Annotated in this window: 5 protein-coding genes; all 5 read left to right on the forward strand. The window is 54.4% G+C overall.

The genetic code is table 11. The annotated features are described in order from the left end of the window. Window positions 1-187: 187 nt before the first annotated feature. The 5 genes from JHD67_RS21230 (at window position 188) to JHD67_RS21250 (ending at window position 2,183) form a co-directional block, all read left to right on the forward strand. Window positions 188-511, forward strand: coding sequence for a hypothetical protein (locus JHD67_RS21230; RefSeq protein ID WP_199101132.1), 324 nt, complete (start codon window positions 188-190; stop codon window positions 509-511). Window positions 512-582: 71 nt separating this feature from the next. Further along, a complete protein-coding gene (locus JHD67_RS21235) occupies window positions 583-777 on the forward strand; it encodes a hypothetical protein (protein ID WP_199101133.1) in 195 nt (64 codons plus the stop codon). Window positions 778-843: 66 nt separating this feature from the next. After that, window positions 844-1,284, forward strand: coding sequence for a hypothetical protein (locus JHD67_RS21240; protein WP_199101134.1), 441 nt, complete (start codon window positions 844-846; stop codon window positions 1,282-1,284). A gap of 68 nt (window positions 1,285-1,352) precedes the next feature. After that, window positions 1,353-1,643, forward strand: a complete 291-nt coding sequence (locus tag JHD67_RS21245; protein WP_199101135.1) for a hypothetical protein — start codon at window positions 1,353-1,355, stop codon at window positions 1,641-1,643. A gap of 105 nt (window positions 1,644-1,748) precedes the next feature. Continuing rightward, on the forward strand, window positions 1,749-2,183 hold the full coding sequence (locus JHD67_RS21250) for a hypothetical protein (protein WP_199101136.1): 435 nt from the start codon (window positions 1,749-1,751) through the stop codon (window positions 2,181-2,183). Window positions 2,184-2,381 lie beyond the last annotated feature (198 nt).

The following is a 2,381-nucleotide window of genomic DNA, read 5'->3' on the forward strand; positions in this document are numbered from 1 at the left end:
CACGGGGTGGTCGTCTACTACTCCGAGGACGAGGTATCCCAACTGCGCGATCTTTGGATGGGTGGGGCACTCGTTGGTATCGTGGGTGGGCTGATACACAAGTACAGCAAGTGACCGCTTCCGACCCGAAGCAGACCTTTGAGTCACGTTGTGGAATCCGCCTCAGGCAGCGCAAGGGAGTTACGCAATGGCCAAAAGGAATCTTGTTGCCACACTTGTCGCCATAGTCTGGGCGGGGAGCATTGGGATGCCGAACGCTGCGATGGCAAAGGATGAGTGCCATGAGATGGCGAGGAAGACCTTTGTATCTAACCTTCCTAAGGCTGTCGATTTTTTCGTGAAATCCGACCGATTTCCTGTTGAGAGAGTAACTATTTCGGCTGGCGAGACTTGCGGCAATGACAACTACTTCGTGTTTGAAGCAAAGCCGGAATTTAATAATCCGGGGTACCACTGGTTAGTCGTTGTTGACGGATTGACGGGAAAGATGACCATTCTCGATGGCATCTAGCGAGCGAAAATGTGAGGTCCGCTTCCGACCCATAACGGACCTAAGAAGACAGCATTGACGGAGTTGTGTGAATGAGCGAACAGGCAATCATCATCTTCTTCTTTGTCGTGCTCTCTTTCGGCGTGCTCCACGGCTTAAAGTCCGGCAACATGGTTCTCCTGTTGCACACCTACAAGAAGTCAGAGGATCCTGGCTTTTATTGGGCTGGCATTGCTGTGGCAGGCGCAAGCGCTGTGGCGCTACTTGCCGCGCTCATTTTTGGCTAGATTTGATGGGGCCGCTTCCTTTTGCCATCACTGGTGGGGAGCGTCCGCTGTCGACCCAAAGCGGCCATGACCGAAGACGGCGGCACGGTCGCTCTCACGCGAAATGAATCCGGAAAGAATGGAATGCCTTGGACAACGTCATACGCTGATACGCTGCGCGACTTCGAGTTGGAGGCCATTCGCGGATTGGCTACGGGGGTCCTTTCGAAAGAACAACTTGAAGGGCTTAAATCGCTCAAAACTTCCGCCCGCTACGAATACACCGGAAGTGGCTACTTCCTGACGGTTGCCGACCCCGGATTACCAAGCGAGCGGAAAACTTTGAGCGTGCCACCCCTCATTGGGATAGCCGACGATGTCATATGCGGGTTCATCGTGTTCCTCGGCCAACACGAACTGACACTTGAGTGCCATACGTGGGGCGCCGTCGAGGTGCCCGCAGACTTTCGGCAAAGAAATGTGCTGGTCGACGAACCGAGCCCTGAAAACTTCATAAAACCGCTTTGAGCTAATGTCCGCTTCCGACCCAGATCGGACATTAGCTAAGATGTACGGATCGGCTAGGAAGGGGGCATATGGCTACGGAATTGGACCTGCCCGACGACGTCGCGGCATGGGTACGTACCGCTTACAAGGAGCATGCGCAGACCGTATTGGACGCCTTGTGTTCCTTTCGGGCTGGCTACGGAACCGTCGCCACCGATCGCGTTTTGCGCTGCATCGTTTCTGCGGCTGCTGGGGATGCAGGCCGCGTTAAGAAATACGTCGAACTAGCCAAGAAGGACTGGCGTGATGTGGTTACGGCGGCTGAATACCGGTATCCAGATGTGCGCGTACGCGACCTAAGCAAGCCGTTCGATATGTGATCTTTAAGGTCCGCTGCCGACCCGGAGCGGACCTTAAAGGCCATAAGGTCTAAAAGGGCTGGAGATGGGTCCATTGTCTACGGAATGGATGAGTCAGGTGACCTTGTGAACTCATGGGATCGAATCAAGGTAATCGAGAAGGTATCGGCCGCGGCCGACGAGCTTGGCGCGTCAAACCCGCAGCAGAAGCGACAGCTCATTTTCAGTTGCGGTAACGCACCTGAAAGAGAGGTCTACTTCGGCCTCATGTCGTTTTTCTATGATTCGAGCTTGCAGCAGAACGACTACGAGCGGCAAAAGCTAGCAGCCACCATATTGCTGAACGTGGCGCCTTCGTCTCCCCTCGGATTAGACGGATCTATTTACGCGTCGGCTCAACACTGGAACTTAAGTGTCAGCGAGCTCCCTTGGTATTGGTGCAAGGTTTTTGGAAGGGAGGAGGTTGTGGCGTTCTTGGATGAGCTGATTGATAGCTGCAGCGAAGCTGAATTGAAGCGCAGTGTCGAGACGATGTTGTTCTGGGCTCGGCGGTATGAATAGCTAATGTCCGCTTCCGACTGCGACTTCAGCCGGTCAACGCAACACACTATAGACGCGCGAGCGGAAGGAGTGTGACCTGAGACGAAACGTGTAGCCACTTTGAAGGTGAGTTCTCTACCCTAAACAGGCAAGGAGAACCCATGAAGAAGCGACACACCGAAGAGCAGATCATCACGATCCTGCGGGAGGCAGAGCGCG

Origin of the sequence: Dyella sp. ASV21, assembly GCF_016428975.1 — a bacterium.
In the GTDB taxonomy this organism is placed as follows: Bacteria; Pseudomonadota; Gammaproteobacteria; order Xanthomonadales; family Rhodanobacteraceae; genus Dyella.